Source organism: Dokdonella sp. (genome assembly GCF_049593775.1).
Taxonomy (GTDB): domain Bacteria; phylum Pseudomonadota; class Gammaproteobacteria; order Xanthomonadales; family Rhodanobacteraceae; genus Dokdonella.
In genome coordinates, this window is record NZ_JBAWHJ010000422.1 from 1 (window position 1) to 18025 (window position 18025).

General features: G+C 59.5%; 14 protein-coding genes. 5 read left to right on the forward strand and 9 right to left on the reverse strand.

What is annotated here, in order from left to right:
* Positions 1-927, forward strand: a 927-nt coding sequence (locus WBP53_RS14570) for an XdhC family protein (protein ID WP_423930174.1), incomplete at its 5' end; no start/stop codon positions are given.
* Between the two features lie 132 nt (positions 928-1059).
* A complete protein-coding gene (locus WBP53_RS14575; protein ID WP_423930198.1) occupies positions 1060-1989 on the forward strand; it encodes a polyprenyl synthetase family protein in 930 nt (309 codons plus the stop codon).
* 322 nt (positions 1990-2311) lie between these two features.
* On the opposite strand, the gene rfbB is transcribed toward WBP53_RS14575, so the two are convergent.
* The 8 genes from rfbB to WBP53_RS14615 form a co-directional block, all read right to left on the reverse strand.
* Positions 2312-3367 carry a dTDP-glucose 4,6-dehydratase gene (rfbB, locus tag WBP53_RS14580; protein WP_423930176.1) on the reverse strand — a complete coding sequence of 352 codons (1056 nt, stop codon included), beginning with the start codon at positions 3365-3367 and terminating at the stop codon, positions 2312-2314.
* 42 nt (positions 3368-3409) lie between these two features.
* Positions 3410-4543, reverse strand: coding sequence for a tRNA guanosine(34) transglycosylase Tgt (gene tgt, locus WBP53_RS14585; protein WP_423930178.1), 1134 nt, complete (start codon positions 4541-4543; stop codon positions 3410-3412).
* Positions 4544-4702: 159 nt separating this feature from the next.
* Positions 4703-5770: a tRNA preQ1(34) S-adenosylmethionine ribosyltransferase-isomerase QueA gene (queA, locus tag WBP53_RS14590; RefSeq protein WP_423930180.1), complete on the reverse strand. Its 1068-nt coding sequence runs from the start codon at positions 5768-5770 to the stop codon at positions 4703-4705.
* A 94-nt stretch (positions 5771-5864) separates the two neighbouring features.
* Positions 5865-6467, reverse strand: a complete 603-nt coding sequence (locus WBP53_RS14595; RefSeq protein ID WP_423930182.1) for a response regulator transcription factor — start codon at positions 6465-6467, stop codon at positions 5865-5867.
* Positions 6468-6534: 67 nt separating this feature from the next.
* Positions 6535-7722, reverse strand: coding sequence for a sensor histidine kinase (locus WBP53_RS14600; RefSeq protein WP_423930184.1), 1188 nt, complete (start codon positions 7720-7722; stop codon positions 6535-6537).
* Between the two features lie 16 nt (positions 7723-7738).
* Positions 7739-9592 carry a CIA30 family protein gene (locus tag WBP53_RS14605; protein WP_423930186.1) on the reverse strand — a complete coding sequence of 618 codons (1854 nt, stop codon included), beginning with the start codon at positions 9590-9592 and terminating at the stop codon, positions 7739-7741.
* A gap of 45 nt (positions 9593-9637) precedes the next feature.
* The gene (locus tag WBP53_RS14610) at positions 9638-10408 is read right to left on the reverse strand and encodes an ABC transporter permease (RefSeq protein WP_423930188.1); all 771 of its coding nucleotides are present in this window, start codon (positions 10406-10408) and stop codon (positions 9638-9640) included.
* On the reverse strand, positions 10405-11298 hold the full coding sequence (locus WBP53_RS14615) for an ABC transporter ATP-binding protein (protein WP_423930200.1): 894 nt from the start codon (positions 11296-11298) through the stop codon (positions 10405-10407). Before WBP53_RS14615 ends, WBP53_RS14610 begins: the two co-directional genes overlap by 4 nt.
* A 277-nt stretch (positions 11299-11575) precedes the next feature.
* On the opposite strand from WBP53_RS14615, the gene WBP53_RS14620 reads away from it, so the two are divergent.
* Together WBP53_RS14620 and WBP53_RS14625 are read left to right on the forward strand one after the other, a co-directional pair.
* Positions 11576-13087: an aminotransferase class III-fold pyridoxal phosphate-dependent enzyme gene (locus WBP53_RS14620; RefSeq protein ID WP_423930190.1), complete on the forward strand. Its 1512-nt coding sequence runs from the start codon at positions 11576-11578 to the stop codon at positions 13085-13087.
* A 108-nt stretch (positions 13088-13195) separates the two neighbouring features.
* Positions 13196-13519 (forward strand): PsiF family protein, encoded by a 324-nt coding sequence (locus WBP53_RS14625; RefSeq protein WP_423930192.1) that lies wholly within the window; start codon positions 13196-13198, stop codon positions 13517-13519.
* An 88-nt stretch (positions 13520-13607) separates the two neighbouring features.
* On the opposite strand, the gene pip is transcribed toward WBP53_RS14625, so the two are convergent.
* Positions 13608-14570, reverse strand: a complete 963-nt coding sequence (gene pip, locus WBP53_RS14630) for a prolyl aminopeptidase (protein WP_423930194.1) — start codon at positions 14568-14570, stop codon at positions 13608-13610.
* Between the two features lie 749 nt (positions 14571-15319).
* Here pip and WBP53_RS14635 point away from each other — a divergent pair.
* A partial coding sequence (locus WBP53_RS14635) for a TonB-dependent receptor plug domain-containing protein (protein WP_423930196.1) occupies positions 15320-18025 on the forward strand: 2706 nt, incomplete at its 3' end.

Sequence of the window (18025 nt, forward strand, 5' to 3'; positions counted from 1 at the left end):
CTCGAGGACGGCAGGAATGCAGTGCTCGCACTGGTTGTCGAAGCGGAGGGATCCACGTACGTCGGCGCGGGCGCGATCGCACTGTTTGCAGGCGAAGTCCGTGTTGGCTGGCTCAGCGGCGGTTGCCTTGAGTCCGAGATCGCAGCCCGCGCAGAAAGTGCGGCTGACAGTGGTTGCATCGAATGGATGGAGATCGATACACGCGATGATGAATCCCTGTTCGGCGGATCCGCCCTCGGCTGCCGGGGGCGCCTGCGACTGGCATTGTTGCCATTGCGGACACTGATCGGCTGGATAGATCTGGCGGCATCATGGCTTTCCTGCTCGGGCCCGATGGAAATATCGCTCTCGTCCACCGGCGAACTCCAGTGTTCCGTGGAGCGGAAGTCCGCTCGCTGGGAAGTTGCAACATCACCCCCGAACTGGGGCTCGGAGATTGCCCCCGGCATGCGCTGGAGCGTCAGCATTGCGGCACCTCCATCGGTGCTGGTGTTTGGAACCGGCCCCGAAGCGCCGATATTGCTGCCGCTTTTACGCGCCATGGGCTGGATGAGCACAGCCGCGGAATCGCGACCGCGCTGGCAGGAAAACGCCTACCTGGCCGACACCCTGATCAGCGACAAGCCTGCGCGACTGGCTCAATCCAATTTGATCGGCGTCCATTTCGCGGCCCTTGTGATGCATCACAATTTCGAGCTGGATCTGGAAACCTTGCTCGTCCTGGCACCCACATCAATTCCGTTTATCGGTCTGCTGGGGCCGAACCGGAGGCGCGAAGATCTTTTCAGATTGCTTCCGGAATCTGCCGTTGCCGCGCTGCTGCCGCGCCTGCATTCCCCCGTTGGCATGGATCTGGGCGGTCGCGGACCGGAAGCAATCGCATTGAGCATCGCGGCTCAACTGCAAGCGCGATTGCATGCTCGCTGAATCGGAAGCACGCGCCGGACCGCTATACTGCCTCCCAACGCATCCGGGAATCTGGTCTTGAATTCTGTTTCCAGTCCTGCAACAGCAGGCATCCACCGCTTTTCCGACGTCCAGGCACTGGCCGCGGCCGACATGGGCGCGGTCAACCAGTTGATTCGAACGCGCCTTGCGTCTGACGTCGTCCTCATCAATCAGATCGCCGAACACATCATCGGTGGAGGCGGCAAGCGCCTGCGCCCCATGTTGCACCTGCTGGCCGCGCGCGCCGCCGGCTACCAGGGCGAAGACCACATTCCCCTGGCTTCACTGATCGAATTCATCCATACCTCGACCCTGCTCCATGACGATGTCGTCGATGAATCGGACCTGCGACGTGGCCGCAAAACCGCCAACGCGCTCTGGGGTAACGCTGCCAGCGTGCTGGTGGGTGATTTCCTCTATTCACGCTCGTTCCAGATGATGGTCGAGCTCGACGACATGCGCATCATGCGCATCCTGGCCGACACAACGAACCGCATCGCCGAAGGCGAAGTGCTGCAGTTGCTCAACATCGGCAATGCCGATACAACCGAGCAGGCTTATCTGGACGTCATCGAACGCAAGACAGCCGTGCTGTTTTCCGCCGCAACGCGACTCGGCGCCGTCGTCGCCAAACTTCCGGCGGAACAGGAGGAGGCACTGGCTCAATACGGCCTTGATCTCGGCTTCGCGTTTCAGATTGCAGACGACGTCCTCGACTACGTCTCCGACGCCGACACCCTTGGCAAGAACATCGGCGATGACCTCGCCGAGGGCAAGCCCACCCTGCCCGTCATCCACGCCATCGCCAACAGCCCACCGGAACAGGCTGCCAGCCTGCGCCGCGCCATCGAGTCCGGTGGACTGGATTCACTCGACAACATCATCGCTGCGATTCGTGATTCCGGCGCAATCGAGCATGCCCGCTCGCAGGCTGAACACTATGCGCACTCGGCGCAATCAGCCTTGTCGGTACTTCCTGCTTCGGCGGCGCGGGATGCGCTTGGGGTTTTGGCGGAGTATTCGGTTAATCGAACTTCGTAATTCGAGTTTATTCGTTTGCGGATGCCCACTGTTGAGAGAACACCCCGTTGAGATGGTGTCTTAATTGCGGTGTCTCGGATCTTTGTTGAAATCTACGCCGCGTCGCGGCGCGGCATCCATCCCTTTTTTCGCTCGCTGTAGGCGAGCGAAAGCCTTGGGCCAATGCCGCAACAACATCGTTCAACGCATGCAAGAGTGAACAACTCGCTCGCCGAAGGCGGCTGAATGAATTGTTCTTGGGTCACGCCGCCAAGTGGCGTAGATCGAAAAACTGGATCCCGGCCTGCGCCGGGATGACGGTCAATAAATTGAAAGTAGGAGATCAACCCCCTCCCAACCTCTCCATCCGATAACTCCCATCCAATACCCGCCGAATCCACTCATCATTTGCCAGATACCAGTCAACCGTTCGCGCCAATCCCGATTCGAAGGATTCGGTCTGGCGCCAACCAAGCTCGCGCTTGATCTTGGAGGCGTCAACGGCATAACGGCGATCGTGACCGGGGCGATCTTTCACATAGGTAATCAGGGATTCCCGCTTGCGTCCATCGGCCAGTGGCCGACGCTCATCCAGCAGCGAACAGACCGTCTTTACGACATGGATGTTCTCGCGCTCGGCGTCACCGCCGACGTTGTAGACCTCGCCGGCCCGACCGATCTCGAGGACGCGCAGGATCGCACTGCAGTGATCCTTCACATACAACCAGTCACGAATATTGCGCCCATCCCCATAGACCGGCAGTGGTTCGCCGGCCAACGCTTTCTGGATCATCAGCGGAATGAGCTTTTCCGGGAATTGGAATGGTCCGTAATTGTTCGAGCAGTTCGTGGTCAGTACCGGCATGCCGTAGGTGTGATGAAAGGCACGCACGAGATGATCCGACGACGCCTTCGATGCCGAGTACGGCGAGTTCGGCTGGTACGTTGACTCCTCAGTGAATCGACCCAGCGGACCCAGTGAACCGTAAACCTCGTCGGTCGAAACATGCAGGAAGCGGAATGCATCCTGTCGACCCAGCGGCAGCGCACGCCAATGGATAAGTGCGCATTCGAGCAGGTTGAGCGTGCCAACCACGTTTGTCTGCACGAATTCGGCGGGTCCGTCGATGGAACGATCGACATGGGATTCGGCAGCGAAGTTGATGATCGCTGTTGGCTGATGCTCGGAAAGCAGCGCCTGCACACACTCACGGTCGCCGATGTCGCCATGCACGAACACGTAGTCCGGATGCGAGGCGACGTCAGCCAGGGTATCGGGATTGCCCGCGTAGGTGAGCGCATCGAGGTTGACGATGCGATACCCCCCCAGGGCGAGCAGCTCGAGGATGAAATTGCCACCGATGAAACCGGCTCCGCCGGTCACGAGTACTGTCTTCATTGGAATTCATTGTCCATGGTGATCATTCGGCAGGAAACCAGTCTATTCGATCATCGGGTCCGGCCCGCCATCCTTCGAGCGCTGGGCGTAAAAGGCAGTGACAAAGGCATCCAGTCGCGATTCTTCGATGGCCTGACGCAGCCCGCGCATCAGATCCTGATAGTGGTGGAGGTTGTGTATCGTTGCGAGCTGGCTGGCGAGGATCTCACCGCAGCGGTCCAGATGTCGCAGATAGGCACGGCTGAACCCTGATCGGCAGGTGTAGCAGGCACACCCTTCCTCCACGACCCGCGTATCGCGAGCGAACTTCGCATTGCGGATACGCAAGGTGCCGTGGCGTGTAAACAGAAAGCCATTGCGTGCATTGCGCGTCGGCATCACGCAATCGAACATGTCGACCCCGCGCAAGACCGATTCGACAATGTCTTCCGGTCGCCCCACCCCCATCAGATAGCGTGGCTTGTCGGTGGGCAGGAATGGTTCAATCGTCTCGAGCGTTGCGTTTCGCTCTTCCACCGGTTCACCCACCGCGAGGCCACCGATCGCATAGCCATCGAAACCCATTTCGATGAGACCATCAGCCGAACGTTTGCGAAGTTCGGGATAGGTCGATCCCTGGACGATGCCGAACAGTGCATTCGGGTTTCCGAGATCATCGAACCCCCTGCGTGAGCGCAGGGCCCAGCGAAGGCTCAGCTCCATCGACTCTCGTGCAACCTGTTCTGTCGCCGGGTACGGCGTACATTCATCGAAGATCATCGCGATGTCGGAATCCAGCACATGCTGGATGCGCATGGATTCTTCGGGACTCAGGAACACCTTCGAGCCATCGACTGGCGAAGCAAACGTGACCCCTTCCTCGGTGATCTTGCGCTTGTGAGCCAGTGAGAACACCTGGAACCCGCCCGAGTCCGTCAGGATGGGTTTCTCCCAGCCGATGAACCGATGCAGGCCACCGAATTCACCAATCACATCGAGACCAGGTCGCAGGAACAGATGGAAAGTGTTGCCAAGAAGGATTTCCGCACCGGTCTCCTCCACGTCACGCGGCGTCATCGCCTTTACCGTTCCATACGTACCCACTGGCATGAACGCCGGTGTCTCGATCGTGCCGCGCGCAAATATCATGCGACCGCGGCGGGCGCTATTGTCGGTGTTGAGGAGAGTGAAGTTCATGGGGCCGGGACTAGGGAATGGAGAATGGGGAATGGAAAAAGAAAGAACCACGCTCAACGCAGAATCTATTTCTGGGCCACAACCAATATGCTTGCGTGTTTTCGTGAATCACTTGTACAAAGACACTTAGAACAGGAAAACCTTCACGAAATCGGGATTTTATCCATTCCCTGTTCCCCATTCCCGACTCCCGGCTTCACCAGGCCAAATCAACATTGCATCGCCGTACGAAAAGAACCGATAGCGTTGTTCAACGGCGTGGCGGTAGGCATCGAGGATGAAGTCGCGTCCGGCCAAGGCCGAGACCAGCATCAACAAGGTGGATTCGGGAAGATGGAAGTTGGTAAGCAATCCGTCGATGCTGGTGAAGCGATACCCAGGGAAGATGAAAATCTGGGTTTCCCCGGCGAATGGCTCAAGCACGCCGTCGCGGCTGGCACTTTCGAGCGCACGTACCACGGTGGTACCTACGGCGATGACGCGCCCACCGCGTGCTCGCGTTCGATGAACCTTGTCGACCAGCTCGGCACCCACGTTTAGCCACTCGCGATGCATGGTGTGGTCATCGAGCTTCTCGGCGCGCATCGGCTGGAACGTACCCGCACCAACGTGCAAGGTGATGTGTGCAGATTCGATGCCCCGGGCCGCGAGCCTGTCCAGCAGGGCCTCATCAAAATGAAGACCTGCGGTCGGCGCGGCCACGGCACCCGGCTCCCGCGCGAAAACGGTCTGGTAACGTTCACTGTCGAGATCATCGGGCGCGCGTTCGATATACGGAGGCAGCGGCATGCGGCCGAGCTTGAGCAGCAGCTTTTCGAGCGGCTCCGGAGACTCGAAGCGCAGCCGGAAGAACTCTCCGTCACGACCAAGCACTCTCGCCTGCGAGCCATCAGCCAGGAGAATCGCCGCGCCTTCCTTCGGCTTCTTGCTGACGCCAAGTTGCGCCGTGGCCTCGTGCGTTCCGGTGACGCGCTCGATCAGGATCTCGACCGCACCGCCAGATTCCTTGCGTCCGAACAAGCGAGCGGGCAGCACTCGGGTGTCGTTGAACACCAGCAAGTCACCTGCTCGCAGCAGCTCGGGGAGTTCTCGCAATTGTCGATCCGACATTGTCTCGTTCGCCGCATCGAGCAATAGCAGACGACTCGCCGATCGCTCGACAAGTGGTTGCTGGGCGATCAGCTCCGGCGGAAGGTCGAAATGGAAGTCCGATTTCTTCAAGGCCATGACGCATCAGAACGGCCGCGCATTGTAGCCGAGACGCGCCTGGCACGATTCAACGGCTCCCCCACCGCCTCGGGATACCCATGGCCAGTTCGGGCTAGAGCCAGCCCTTTTGCCGCGCAAGCCGGTAGGCTTCGATACGATTGGTGACGCCCAGCTTGCCGATTGCTTCGGAGAGATAGTTGCGTACGGTGCCATGGGAAAGACTCAGCCGTTTCGCGATTTCACCCGCAGCCACGCCCTCGCCGGCCAAGCGCAGCACCTGGCGCTCACGCTCATTCAGCGGATCCGCTTCGGTCCACGCATCCAGTGCCAGTTGCGGATCAATCGAGCGCCCGCCACGATGCACGGTGCGCAGCGCGTCGGCCAGATTTTCCGCCGGCGCATCCTTGAGCAGGTAGCCGACGACACCGGCATCGAGCGCGCGTCGCAGGAATCCGGGCCGCGCAAACGTGGTCACGATAACGACCCTGGTTGGAATTTCATGCCGCTGGATACGTTGGGCCAGCTCCAGACCGGTCAGGCCCGGCATCTCGATGTCAGTGACCAGCACATCGGGCTTGAGTCGCTGCAGCTCGCGCCAGGCGGTCTCGCCATCGGCAGCCTCGGCAAGTACATCGATATCCGTTTCCAGGTTGAGTAGGGCTGAGAGTGCGCCGCGCACCATGGCCTGATCTTCTGCCAACAGAACACGAATCATGGTTTGCGAATCCCTTGGGTGGTTGGAGTATTCGGGGCGATCGCCCGAACGGACGCTCCGGAAAGCTTCACAATGATGCTAGCCTCGACAGAGTGGAGGCGGCAGGCATGGTCGAATCGATCAGATCCATGCTGACCTTGATCCGGGTACCTTCGCCAATCGCCGAATCAATTCGAAATCGACCACCGATCGCCTCCACCCGTTCACGCATCCCCTTGAGGCCGTTTCCAGGCACGATTGACCTGCCCCGACCATCGTCTTCGATGCGCAAGTGCAGTTCTCCATTGTCTGCATCAAGCGTGACGGAGGCGTTGCGAGCATGCGCATGACGCTGGATATTCGTGATCGCTTCGCGTGCCACGAGGGCCAAAACGGTCTCCTGCTCAACGGAAAACTCAGCTTCGCCCAGCGTGTATTCGAACGAGATCCCATCGGATTCGAGCAGTTGCCGCGCCGATGCAAGTTCGGCGGCCAGACCTGCGGCGCGTATTCCGCTGACTGCGCGGCGCACCTGATACAAGGCGTCACGCGCCACACGTGTCACCTCATCCACTTCGCGCCGTGCTGCAGCAACGTCTCGATCAATAAGCTTGCCTGCCAGTTCCGACTTGAGTGCGATCAGCGACAATGTATGCCCGAGCAGATCATGCAGGTCACGACCGATGCGTTCGCGCTCAGCCAGCGCCGCCAGCCTCCGAATTTCATCATGCGAGAGCTTGAGGGCGGCTCGCTTGCGCGCATTCTCGTGGTAGAAATGATTGCTGAAGAAAACCGCCAGGGTGATGATGGTTGTCAGCGCGAACACGAACACCGGCGCACCGAAGTAGACGAGCTCGAGCAGGAACAGGCCGAGCATGATCAGTACGCCGAGAAATTTTCGCAGCAGGCCGACGTTGAGGAACGCAGCAAACGCACCCGCGTAGATCAGATAGGTGTTGGCGTAGATGTTGACCGGAAGCAAGCTGTAGCCTAGCGCCGCCATGCCGATTGCGCAGAGAATTTCGCCCCTCAATCCGTTGCAGCGATACGACTTGAAGTACACAGGAAGGAAAATCGCGATCGACAACAAGGTCGGCCACAGCAGCATCGACGGCACGCCTGATGTTTTCGACGTGCCCGAGAAGTTGAACAGCATCGGCATGAACAGAAAGACGAGATAGCCCAGGGTGAAAATCGGCATCCAGCCGAGCTGGAGCTCTTCCGGCACCAAACGTGCTCGAAGCCGCAACAACCGCGCCATCAGTGGTTTGCTCATGGTGTCCGCCTCCTGTTCAACGCAACTCTACCTCATCCACTTCGAGGCGAAACTCGCCGACCGGCGAACCAGCGCTGACAGCGATGCCGCGAATCATTGAGGTATCGGCTTCGGTAAAGTCCGCCAGTGGAATCCGGATCTCCTTCCATTCGGCACCGGCAACGAAACTTTGCATCGAGGGCCTGCCCTGCTCGTTCATTCCAGACAGCAGCAGGACGCTGTATTCCCTTCCATCGCCGCGTGCCAGGAATACGATTTCGCGACTAGCCGACAAATCGACCGGCTGCATCCGCTCGGACGCCGGGAAAAACACCACGCCTGCCCATGGAAAGGCAAACCCGCGATCGATCCGACCACGAATCTCCAAAGCGCCTGCGGTGCCATTGGCACCACCAGAAATCAGCGTCATGCTTGCTGTCGACGATCCGCCCATGAGGCGGTCGGTGCTGGGCTGCCAGCCAATGCCAAAGCGCGACGTGATCGAACCGCCGTCGAAATCACTGATCTTCCTGTTGCCGCCCATGACTGTTTCGGCGGAAGCGATGGACTGATCCGGTGCCAGGTGATCGAGCAGGTATCCGTTCTTCCAGATCCTTTCGATGGCTCGAGTATCGCGAATGTCGCTTGTCGGATTTCCCTGGACGAGAATCAGATCGGCGCGCAGTCCAGCAGCAATTCGTCCGCGATCCGACATGGCAAACCGCTGCGCAGGCAGGAACGTTGCAGCGCGCAACGCCTGCTCCGGGGACAGACCTGCGTGAACCAGCAACTCCAGTTCGCCGTGCAGACTGGCACCGTGCGCGGTTCCAGGATTGCCGGCGTCGGTTCCGGCCAGAATCGGGATGCCTGCTGCATGCAACAGACGCACGTTGTCGATTGCCATGGTCTGACTTGACGACGCTGCATCCGAGGCAGGGAATTTCGCCTTCAGACTGGCCAATTGTCCGGCGCTGAGCTTGCTGCTGATGCGCGAATCCGCAACAAGGCTGTCGGCATCGCCGGGCGCCGGCACTCGCGACACCACCGAAAGGGTGGGAACGATGAAAATCTGGTGTTTCCGTGCGAGATCGATGAAGGCATCGGAGATCGGTGCATCGGCGAATACGTGGACCAGACCATCAACATTGGCCTCGACGACTTCGATGGCGCTGCGCTGACGCGATACATGGGCAACGGCCAATCGCTTGTTCGCATGTGTCGCAACAATGATCTGCGAGATCTGTGCGGTATTCAGAGTCGGCAATCGTTGTTCCGTGGAATAGGCGGAAAGATCCTCGACTATGAGCTTGATGAAGTCCGAACCTTGATCGATCTTCTCTTTCACGAACGCATCGACCTCACCCTTCGGATCGAGCACCGAAAACGAGAGTCCGTACTGGGTGCCATGACCACCTGCGACCGTCGCTGCGGCGCCCGCCGCCAGAAGATCCGCTTGTTCGACCTTCTCCAGTGACTCACGTTGTCGCCTGACCGAAGGCAGGCGTGCGGGATCGCCATGCATGTCGATCTCTGTCGTCACACCAAAACGCAGGGCATCGCGCTGCGCATCACCCCAACTATGCGCATGGGCGTCGATCAGGCCAGGCATCAAGGTACGGCCGATCCCGTCGATGACCTTCAGATCGGCAGCGATGGGCGCGTCGGGCCCGTAGTCGACAGTCAATCCATCGCGAACAACCACATTCGCACGATCGATCGTGCGCTCGCCATCAAACACCCGCACGTTGCGGATGGCGAAACTGTTGACAGCCACGTCCCTGGATTCCGACGTTCGAGCTGGCTGCACTTCCTGCCCCTGGCGTGACAGCACTGCGATCACCAGTACCCCGACAACCGCCAGAATCGATATTGCTTCGGTCCGGTACTTCATGCGTCAACTCCTTCAGCAAGATCCCGTTTCACGGGCGCGTCGCGATCAGCCACGATCCACAAGGGCACGTCGAGCAACCAGGAAGAATGCAACCGTAATGACGGCCAGCACGAGCAGATGCATCCACAACGATCCGCCCGCGTCGTGCCCGACCACCTTCAAGGCAATCTGCGCAAGGTGATAGGAAGGCCAGACCGGAGCCAGCGTATCGATGAACTTCGGCAGCATGCTGAGTGGAATCCACAATCCGGACAGGAATGCCATCGGCAGGTAGATCAGATTGACGATGGCAGGTGCGGCCTGGCCGCTGAATGCCGTGCCGATCAACAGCCCGATCGCGCTGAACGGCAAGGTGCCCAGCACATTGATCACCAGCAGCAGAAGCCACTGCGAAGGGGCAAGCGAGACACCTGCCAGGGTGATCGCGATCGCCGCAAGCATCAGTGAAATGATCAGGGCAAAGATCATTGCCATGACCAGCTTGGCGAACAGGTATGCCCCTGGAGGCATCGGCAACGCACGCTTGAGGACAAGAAAGCCACGCTCACGCTCGACGGCCACGTTGACGGCAAAGCCGAACAAGGCGGCACCCATGACTCCGAACACACCGTAACTTGCCAACAGATAGCGTGCTGCGTCGCCACTGCCAGAGCGCCCACTGCCCATCACGACACCGAACAGCAGGTAGAACATCGAAGGAAACAGCAGCGCCGGAAGCACAAACGACGGCGTTCTCATCAGGCGCAGAAACTCGTACTTCGCTTCGCGGTAGTAGCAGCCCAGATATTGGGCGGGTGTCAATGCCATCGAGTTCATCGCGCCACCTCCCGGGTCAGTTCGACAAAGGCCTCGGCCAATCCTGCGCGCTCGATTTCGAGTTGCTCCAGAGCGGGGTCTTCGTCCAGCAATCGACGGACTATCGGTTCGACGCAATCAACGATGATTTCGAAGCGACCTTCAGTACACTTCGCTCCGTGCACTCCTGTCCAGGCAGCAACCCGTTCCACTGGCAAAGTGGAAACACATCGAATACGGCGCTGCGAGACGCGCGAACGCACTTCCTCGACTGATCCTTCGGCGACGATTCGTCCGCTGCTGACGACCACGACGCGATCGGCCAGGGTCTCCGCCTCTTCAAGATAGTGCGTGGTCAGCAGCACCGAGCAGCCCTTGGCCACCAGGTCGCGGATCGCCTTCCAGAGTCCCTGGCGTGCCTCGATATCGAGGCCGGTTGTGGGTTCATCCAGAAACAGGATTTCCGGACGACCACAAATGGCCAGTGCGAACTGGACTCGCCGTTGCTGGCCTCCGGACAGGCGCCCGTAACGTCGGCCCAGCAAACCTTGCAGGCCGGCCAGATTGACGCATTCATCAACTCCGATCGGATTCAGATAGTAGCCGCGTGTGACCTCGAGCAACTCTTCAACCTTGAATGCATCGGGGATGCCCGCGGACTGCAGCATGACGCCTGTTCGGCGCCTCACGGCCAGTGTTCTGGGGCATGCGCCAAACAGCGACACCGAACCTTCGTCCACCGAGGTTAGTCCCAGCAGCGCGGCAACAGCCGTGCTTTTGCCAGCACCATTGGGGCCGAGTACGGCGAGCAACTCGCCGCGCCGAAGCTGAAGGTCGAGACCATCGAGCGCCATCTGGCTTCCGTAGCGCTTGCGCACCTCCTTGAGCTCGGCCAAGACCTTTTCCTGCATTGATTTCATTGGTTCCTCTCCCATCGTGGAACCACAATAGCCAACGCCTGACCCTGCGCTCAGTAGCAACCATCAGCGCTCGCAGATGACATCCGTCATGCGACGGCGTCGCGAAGGGCCTGGACAGGCCTGGGAGGCCTGCAGGCTCGGCCGGGGTATCGAATCCTCCCCTGGCATGCTAAAATTGGCGGACGTTTTCCCTTATTTATTCAATGCTTAAGGCTTGATTGCCCGCGACGTTCCACGGCGCGGGCTTTGTGCTTTTCAGGAGATGACAATGAATGCGTTGTTGGTGAAGTTGCAGGAAATGCGCGCTGCCGGTGGGCAGGCTCGCACCACAGGCCTGGGCGATGACAGCCTCGAAAAACTGGTCGACCAGTATCCCGAGCTGGCCGAAGCCATCGACGCGGCCTACGCCGCATTCCTCGCGCTGCGCTCCAGCAGCCCGGACCTGCTCAAGCTGGATGAATCGGCCCAGTTTCACGCCATCCAGGCCGACTTCGTCAATTTCTATCCGGATGATGGCGTCAATCCCTATGTTGCCCTGACCGCGCGCGGTCCCTGGATCATTACTCTCAAGGGCGCGGTAATCCACGATTCGGGCGGCTACGGCATGCTCGGTTTCGGACATACCCCGAAGGCCGTTCTCGATGTGCTGGCGCGCCCTCAGGTCATGGCCAACATCATGACGCCGAACCTGTCGCAGTTGCGCATGGCTGAAGCGCTCAAGCGCGAAATCGGACACACCCGTGGCGGATCACCCTATACGCGCTTCCTGTGCCTGAACTCGGGCTCCGAATCCGTCTCGCTGGCCGGACGCATTGCCGACGTCAACGCCAAGCTGATGACCGACGAAGGTGGACGATACGCAGGGCGCGAAATCAAGCGTCTGGCAGTCAAGGGTGCCTTCCACGGCCGTACCGACCGCCCCGCCCTCTATTCCGATTCGTCGAGGAAAGTCTACGAGCAGAATCTCGCCAGCTACCGCAGTGAGCGCAGTGTCATCACCGTGGAAGCCTACGACGTCGACCAGCTGCGCAAGGTGTTTGCCGATGCGGATGCCAACGGCTGGTTCATCGAGGCCATGTTCCTTGAGCCGGTCATGGGTGAAGGCGATCCTGGCCGCGCTGTAACGGTCGACTTCTACAAGGCTGCCCGCGAGCTGACCAAGGCCCACGGCAGCCTGCTGCTGATCGATTCAATCCAGGCCGGCTTGCGCGCCAATGGCGTCCTCTCGTTCGTCGACTATCCCGGATTCGAGAACGTCGAAGCACCGGACATGGAAACCTACTCCAAGGCACTCAATGCCGGTCAGTTCCCACTCTCCGTACTTGCCGTGAACGATCGAGCTGCCGAGCTGTACAAGCGCGGCATCTACGGCAACACGATGACAAGCAATCCGCGCGCGCTTGATGTCGCCTGCGTTGTACTCGAGATGCTGACACCGGCGATTCGCGAAAACATTCGCTCCCGTGGCCGGCAGTTCATCGAAAAGCTCGAAGCGCTCAAGGCCGAGTTGCCGGGCTACATCACCAAGGTCCAGGGCACCGGCCTGCTGTTCTCCTGCGAACTCTCTTCCGAGTTCAAGTGCTATGGCTCCGGCAGCACCGAGGAATGGATGCGCGAGCACGGTTACGGCGTCATTCATGGCGGCACCAACTCATTGCGCTTCACGCCTCCCTTCACGATCACCGATGCCGAGGTTGATCTGTTGATCGACGGTGTACGCCGGGCACTGGTTGAAGGCCCGCGCCTGAGCCAGTCTGACGCGAAGCGCAACGCAGCCTGATCGCTGCTGCATCTTCTTGAGCTTCGGCTGCGCCCACCAGTCAGGCGGCGTAGACTCGAGTATTCCGCTACCGCTCGGTAGCGGAATCATGCGAAGGAGGAAAACGCCATGGCATTCCGCACTACGCTGTTGATAGCTGCTGTTCTTTGTTTCTCCACCGGCACGCTGGACGTGTTGGCCGCCGGGAAAGGCGCCAACAATACGGATTGCGCGTCGCAGGCAGCGGGCATGAATGACACCGAACGTGAGGCATTCATGGATGCTTGCTTGTCCAGGAGCAAGTCGGCTACACCTGCACAGACATCTGCGCCAGCACCGGCTGAACAAGGCAACAAGAGCGCTTGTCAGACCGAGGCGCAATCACGAGGCTTGAAAGGCAATGAGCGCAAGGCTTTCCTGACCGATTGCCTGAGCAATTCCGGCGGCCACTGATTCGATCATCGGCTCCGCCCCTTGAGCGGATCAGGCAGTCAAAAAGTTTGCATCCTCGTGCGGCGAAAACCGCCGCACGATGTCTCCATCAGCGAAAGCGGTCAGTCGCTTCGATCAATTCGTGGGCGATACCCGGCTCAAACGCTGAATGGCCTGCATCCGGAACGATGCGCAAGTCGGCTTCTGGCCATGCCCTGTGCAGATCCCAGGCACTTCGGGCGGGGCAGACAACATCGTAGCGCCCCTGCACGATCACCGCCGGAATCTGCTTGAGACGATGCGCATTGCGCAGCAACTGGTCGTCCTGCTCGAAGAACCCGCCGTGGACGAAGTAGTGGCACTCGATGCGCGCAAATGCCAGCGCGAACTCATCTTCGGCACTGCCGTCGATATGAGCCGGATCCTGCAGCAGATAGCTGGTTGACCCCTCCCATACCGACCAGGCCTTGGCCGCAGCCAGGCGCACGGCCGGATCGGTGCTGGTCAGGCGGCGGTAGTAAGCGCTCATGAGGTCGCCGCGCTCGGCCTCAGGAATGGCGGCCAGATAGGTTTCCCAGGCATCGGGATACAGCGCATCGGCACCCTTCTGGTAAAACCACTCCAGTTCCCAGCGGCGCAGCATGAAAATGCCGCGCAGCACGAGTTCGGTTACCCGGTCCGGATGGGTTTCGGCGTAGGCCAGAGCCAGGGTCGAGCCCCAGGAACCACCGAAAACCTGCCAGCGCTCTACATGAAGATGCTCGCGCAGACGCTCGATATCGGCGACCAGATCCCAGGTAGTGTTGTCGGTCAGTTCGGCATGTGGCGTGGACTGTCCGCAGCCACGCTGATCGAACAGGATGATGCGGTAGCGCGACGGATCGAAGAACCGACGCACCTTGGGGCTGCTGCCACCCCCCGGACCACCGTGCAGGAAGACGACAGGCTTGCCCTCAGGGTTTCCGCTTTGCTCGTAGTAAAGCCTGTGCACCGGTGACACCTGGAGGAAGCCGGTGTCGAAAGCGGAGATTTCCGGATACAGGCTCCGGCGGCCAATGCGATCAGTATTCATGCGGCCCAGTCTACCCGATCGGCTATCAGCCTCGAACCTGTGGCCACACCGAGAAAATCACGAAACCAGCGAAATTGACCTCTATTCCAAGGCCCGAGATGGGTTGACCCGTCGGAAACCAAGTGATCAAGGCGAAAGAATCGAGCCCACGGACATCCTCCTGCTACCCGGGGACCGGGCCATTGCTGCGTAGTGACGGTCAAGGACCGCATCGATTCGGCTCCACAGCATCTGCAGGCTGGTTTCCCCCAATCGCGACATTGCACGTTTGGGGGAAACCAGGCTTCTCGAATGGCGAGTGTATGGCGATCGGATTGTGACCTGTTCGCGGGCTGTTCGGTCATGCCGCCCCCCGCCCCGGATGAGCCCTCTTTCACTCCCGACGCACCTGGCCAGCCTGCCAGAAGCTGCCCACCCCTCCTCATTGCCATGCTTCACACCTGGGCAATTTCAGGATCCACCGGCGCAATCTGCCGCAAATTCGCCATCCGCCGCCATCCTTTCCCCACCTGCGACGGCCGAATTATTGTGAAGTACGGCACATAAAACGAGGTCTTTCGTACTTGTCCCTATAGACCTATTCCTTTACAGTTTTTTTACTGATACCTTCGCCTTTCCAGACGCCGGACAAACAGGCCGGCGGAGTAAAAATCCTGCATGTGGCGGAGCGTGCCAGGCCCGGAGGGCGAGCCAATTCACGCACGACGCATTTATCAATAGTGGGTCCAACCAAGCAAGGGGAGCGGGGAATGAAACAAAGACAATTGTTGCTGGCTGTCCGTCGTGCTCTGACCATAGGCGTTGCTTCTGCAATGCTGATCTCGGCACCAGGTTTCGCACAGGAGGAGGAGGAAGGCGAGCGACTGAACACGATCGTCGTCACGGGATCACGAATTCGCCAGGTCGATACTGAAACCGAGGCTCCGGTCCTCGTAATTGATCGAGCGGAAATCGAAAAGCAGGGTTTCCAGTCAGTCGGCGACATCCTGCAGAATGTCCCTTCCATGGGTTCTCCGCCGATCAGCCGCGCGGCGCCTCTCACGGCCGGCGAAAATGCCGGCGGCACCTATATCGACATGCGCAACCTCGGCCCTACTCGGACCCTGGTGCTTGTCAACGGCAAGCGTCTCGGCATCTCCACGAGTGGACTCGCCGACGTATCGACGATTCCTGCAGTGGCGATCGATCGCATCGAAATCCTCAAGGATGGTGCGTCAGCCCTGTATGGCTCCGATGCCATCGCCGGCGTTATCAACATCATTACGCGCAGCAACTACGAGGGCGCCAGAGCGAGTGCCTACTACGGTCAATATGACCAGGGTGATGGCGAAGTTACCAAAGCCGATTTTATCCTGGGCTTTGGCAACGAGCGAGGTTCGCTGACCGTAGCTGCCGACTGGACCAAGGAAGATGTGGTACCCGCCTCTGCCCGACCCTTCAGCGCATTCCCCCGCTCCAACCTGCACCCGGATCTGGGCTGGACGACCGTTGGCCAGTACGGCGGCTTCGCAGTGAGTAATTCCAACCCGGTTTCCGGGTTCAGCAACGGCCGTTACATTCTGGGGGAGGGTGCCAATCCGTATGATCCCGCCAGTTATCGCCCGCAGAACACAAGCAGCACATCATCGGCCGACAAGAGCAACACGAACTTGCAGACAGACTTGCGCACCCCGCTGGAGAACAAGTCGATCTATGTCGATGGTATCTACAACTTCAATGAATACGTCAGCTTCAAGACAAACCTCCTGTACAGCAACCGACTGGCATCCCGTCAGGTCGCTGGCTACCCGATGCAGGCAGCCTCATTCAGCCAGACAGCTCCGGGTATCTCGGTCGACAGCTATTTCAACCCGTTCGGCAGTTTCCATGCGCCAGAGGGCACGACGCCCCAGGATCTTCGTGGATGGTGGCGTCGTGGCTGGGAAGTGCCTCGCGTCAGCGACAGTCAACTCGACACCTACCGTTTCAGCGGCGTGTTCGAGGGCAGTTTCCAGATTGGTGAGCGCTACTTCAACTGGGATGCGGGTTTCCTTTCGAACACCAACGATCTCGTGCAGAGCACGTTCGGAAACTTCAACCTGGCCAACGTTGCTGCCGGCACCGGCCCTTCGTTCCTGAATGCCCTGGGCGCCGTTCAGTGCGGTACTGAGGCCAACCCGATTCCGTACTCTTCTTGCATTCCGTTCAATCCACTGTTGCCCTTCGGCACGGTCGGCGAAGGCGGATTGACCGACAACGAAGCACTGCAGAATTACCTGTTCCAGGAAGAGCATTCAACCGGAAAAACCGAAACCACATCCTACACGGCCAACATCACGGGCAATCTGTTCGCGATGCCGGCTGGTGATTTCGCATTCGCGGCGGGCCTCGAGCATCGCAAGGAAGAGGGCAAGTTCGTCCCCGATCCGCTTGCCCAGACGGGCGGCTCCACAAACCTCTCCGCCGGTCCAACGGGCGGCCAGTACAGCGTTGACGAGGTTTACCTCGAATTCCAGATTCCGGTCCTCGCCGACATGGCGTTTGCGCAGGAACTCACCTTCGACGTCGCTACCCGCTATTCGGACTACGACACGTTTGGAGACACCCTCAACAGCAAGGCTGGTTTCCGCTGGAAGCCGATCGATGAGCTCTTGTTCCGCGGAACCTGGGCCGAAGGTTTCCGTGCGCCGACCATCGCCAATCTCTACGGTGGCGGATCGCAGACGTTCTCGTTCTTCACCGATCCCTGTGACGTCCGCTTTGGTGGATCGCAAGATGCCAACTCTCCGACGCGGGCGAACTGTCGCGCCGATCTGGGCCCATTGGCCGATACCTACCAGCAACTTGCGCAGGGCTTCAATCCTTCAACCACGTCGAGCGCTCAGACACCGGTGGCATTCACGAATGGATCAAACCCGTTCCTGCAGCCGGAAACATCGACCTCAAGGACCTTGGGCGTCGTCTGGAGTCCGAATTTCTCGGAAGGTTTGAACATGTCACTTGACTGGTGGAAGATCCGGGTTGACAACACAATCGTCGCCGACAGCCCGAATCAGATTCTCAACGATTGCTACAACGATGGCATCGCTGCTCGCTGCCTGTTGTTCACTCGTGACCCGAATCTGGGCTACGTGAGCAACCTCCGCTTCGGTAGCCGCAATGCCGGCTATCGTGAGACGGAAGGTTATGATTTGGGAGTCAACTACCGCTACGAAACCGAAAACTGGGGAACGTTTGGGACGCAGTGGAACACGACCTACACGGTCCGCGACGAGTTCATCAGCACAAACGAATCAGGTATCCCGACGCAACTTGTAGCGTTTTCGGGCGGCACCTTCCGCAACCGATCCACACTCAACCTGTCGTGGGACAAGGGTGATTTTGGTGTGGGCTGGAACATCCGCTACTACTCGGCCATCAAGGAAGACTGCCTGAGCGCAGCGACCTACCCTGACGAATGCAACGACGCCGACTAT